This is a genomic window from Thermus arciformis (assembly GCF_900102145.1).
Classification (GTDB): Bacteria; Deinococcota; Deinococci; order Deinococcales; family Thermaceae; genus Thermus; species Thermus arciformis.
In genome coordinates, this window is the sequence record NZ_FNBC01000075.1 from 1 (window position 1) to 3,499 (window position 3,499).

1 protein-coding gene and 1 pseudogene are annotated in these 3,499 nt (G+C 69.2%); both read left to right on the plus strand.

From position 1 onward, the window contains the following. Positions 1–1,129: 1,129 nt before the first annotated feature. A pseudogene (locus BLP62_RS14575) lies at positions 1,130–2,113 on the plus strand (DUF11 domain-containing protein); the annotation flags it as partial. 717 nt (positions 2,114–2,830) lie between these two features. Next, positions 2,831–3,361 (plus strand): hypothetical protein, encoded by a 531-nt coding sequence (locus BLP62_RS14580; RefSeq protein ID WP_093008744.1) that lies wholly within the window; start codon positions 2,831–2,833, stop codon positions 3,359–3,361. Positions 3,362–3,499 lie beyond the last annotated feature (138 nt).

The window sequence follows — 3,499 nt, forward strand, 5'->3', positions numbered from 1 at the left end:
GGAGGTGCAAGGTATGAAGGGAGTACGGCTAAAGGCATTTGGCGTGGCCCTGTTGGGCGCCCTCGCCCTCCTCTTTGCGGGCTGCGGCCAGCAAGGAGGCGGTGGCACCCAGGCGCCCACCAAGGGGTCCCTCACGGTGAACGTCACCCCAGCGGACGCCCAGGTCCAGGTGACGGGTCCCGGGGGGTACAGCCAGAACTTCACCGGCGGCAAGACCCTGACCGACCTGGACCCCGGGAGCTACACCGTCCAGGCCAGCAAGGCGGGCTACTTTGACGCCCAGGCCACCCACCAGGTGGAGGCGGGCAAGACCACCACCGTGGTCCTCAACCTCCTCCCCGTGCCCGCCGCCAGCCCCACGGAGGGCAAGGTGGCGGTCCTGGTGGTGAACGGGAACGGGGCGCCCATCGCCGGGGCCACGGTGTCGGACGGGACCAACAGCGCCACCACGGACGCCCAGGGCCGGGCGGACCTCACCTACACCGCCGCGGGCGCCTACGCCATCAGCGTGAACAAGAGCGGCTACCTGGGTGACGCCAAGCTGGCGAGCGTGGAGCTGGGCAAGGTGGTGGCCCTCACCTTCAAGCTCCAGCCCGAGCCCACCCCCGCCCCCACCACGGGCACCCTGGTGGTCCACGTCTACGGGGCGGACACCGGCCAGACCCTCACCGGCGCCAGCGTCAGCTCTGACCCGAGCCTCACCTTTAGCGGTAGCGGCGGCCTCTTCACCGCCACCGCCGCCCCCGGCACCTACGCCGTGACCGCCAGCGCCGCGGGCTACCTTGATGGGAGCCGGGCCGCCCAGGTGGAGGCGGGCAAGACCACCGTGCTGAACCTCGGCCTCCAGAAGGACACCGCCTCCGGCCCCGTGGGCGCCATTGAGATCGTCTCCGTGACCGACCAGTGGGGCCAGCCCCTGCCCGTGAATCGGGAGGACAACCCGGCCAAGGACGTCAACCTCTACGCCTCCCAGACGGAGGAGCCCGTCTGCGTCACCGTGCGGGTGACCAATGGCGGCCAGCCCGTGGCGGGCGCCCGGGTGCGGGTGAGCGCCATCTCCTACGGGGAGCACGCTGCGCTTCTCTACAAGGGCTGTGAGACCCAGAACGTCACCGAGCTGGACTTCGTGATGACCGATGCTAACGGCATCGCCAAGTTCAGCTTCCAGGGTATTGGCGACTACGAGGGGATCTCCCCCGGCCTTGTGAAGTTCCTCATCTCCGCCAGCGAGGAGGGCTCCGGCTGGACCGCCCGCTCCAAGGAGTTCAAGGTCTTCTTCTACAACATCACCCACCTCTACCTCCGGGACGGCGGGAACGACGACGCCCTTCTGACCGGGGACGATGTCGTCCGCTACAGCGGGCGGCGCACCGGCGCCGACCTCGGCACCATCGTCAACGCCTTCAACTTTGACAGCAACCCGGTGAACCGCCACCTCTTCCGCGCCGAGGTGCGCCGGAAGCAGCCCACCACGGATCTCCTCCCCATCACCGGCTTCGGCTACGTCCGCTACGAGCTGGTGGGCGGGGACGTCTCCAAGGTGGACCTCTGCGACATCAGCCCGGCCACCTGCGCCGCCGCCATCAACGACACCGACGGCTCCGGCATCTACCTCCAGCCCAAGTCCAGCGTCCACCCCAACGACCTGCCCATCAGCGTCCGGGTGAAGGCCACCCTGTACGTGGTGGTCACCTACGGCTCCAGCGAGTACACCTTCGCCCTCAAGGACTTCACCTTCACCAAGACCTGGACCGGCGCCGCCCTCGCCATTGAAAAGAGCGGCCCCACGGTCATCGGCTGGAGCGGCACCGACCACTCTCCCAACGACGTCACCCTGGTGCAGAGCGGGGCCGGGGTGCCTAGCGGGGCCACCTACACCTACACCATCACCGTCCGCAACCTGAGCACCACCGAAACGGCCAACAACGTGGTCGTCACCGACCTCCTCCCCGCCGAGCTCGGCTTCGTCTCCGCCTCGGCCGGCGGCACCTACGACCCCATCCTCCACACGGTCACCTGGGACTACACCACCACTCCCGCCCTCACCTCCATCGCTCCCGGCGGCTCCGTGAGCGTGACCGTCACCGTCTACGCCCGCCACAAGCCGGGCTACGTGTGGAACGACAAGGACGGGGACATGGCGACCGACGGCGACGAAAACCTGAACGAGCCCGGCTACTACTACTCCCTCCGGCCGCCCGCCTACGGCACCACCAGCGCCTACCCCGACCCCTACTCCTTTGACAACCGCGCCGTGGCCCGGGGCGACAACACGCCCGAGGCGAGCACGGCCAAGCGGATCTACGTGGTGCGGCCCTTCTTCACCCTGACCAAGACGCCGAGTAGCGCCACCGTCTTCCAGGGCGACCGGGTCCGCTTCACCCTGACCGCCACTAACCTGGACCGGGCCGAGGCCCCCATCAGCGACGCCGACTACCAGGCCCTCAAGGCCGCCTACCCCGTGGAGTACGCCGCCGCCCTCACGGGCTACAGCCTGAAGGTGCGCGACCTCTTCGGCGAGGGCCTGGACTTCGTGAACGCGAGCCCGGCGGGCGCCCTGGACCCGGAAGGCAAGACCCTGGAGTGGGACCTCGGCGACCTGGCCCTTGGGGCTTCCACGAGCATCATCGTGGACCTCCGGGCGAGCGAGGAGGGCACTTGGGGGAACTGCGCCCGGCTCTACGCCTGGAACCTGAACCAGTTCCTCTACGATCCCGGCCCGCCGCCCTACCCGCTCTGGAACGTGCCGCCCACCCAGCTTGAGCCCACCACCGGCACCGACCCCAGGCCCAGCCCGCCCTACACCCCGGAGACCGCCAACCCCGACACCGTGGGCAACTACCTGGAGGATTGCGCCACCGTTGATGTTCAGGCGAGGCCCACCGCCTACGCCCTCGCCATCAGCTCCCTCGGCGAGTTCAACAGCCTGACGGGCGGCACCTCCACCGACCCGGTGGCCGAGGGCAGCGACTACTACTACCGCTTTGAGGTCCGGGCCTGGGAGGGGAGCTCTGGGCCCCAGAACAACGTGACCCTCCAGCTCACCCGCACGGCCGGGAACTCCACCTTCGCGGGCACCGGCGTGAAGGGCGTGGACTTTGAGGTGGAGCTTGACCCCGACGGGCCCTTCGGCCCCGCGTCCTACGCGCCCGTGCTGAGCGCCGACGTGCAGGTGCTTGCCTGGGGGTCCACCGGGGTTCAGCTCCGCTACCTCCCCAGCCTCGCCCCCGGGGCCACCCTGCGCTTCAGCGTGCGGGCGAACGCGGTGAACGGGACGAACACCACGGTCCAAGCGGACGCCTCCAGCACCGAGGCGCCCGGCCCCTACACCGTCACCGAGAACACCACCATCATCCCCTAGCCTAGGGCCGAGGCCCGCCCCCCGCCCCCCACGGGGCGGGGGGTGAACCCGGACAGACACATGTGAGACTGGACGAGTAAAAATGTGGGGACCACTCCAGAAGAGAGGGGGTCCCCACGGATGCAGCTTACCACGGTT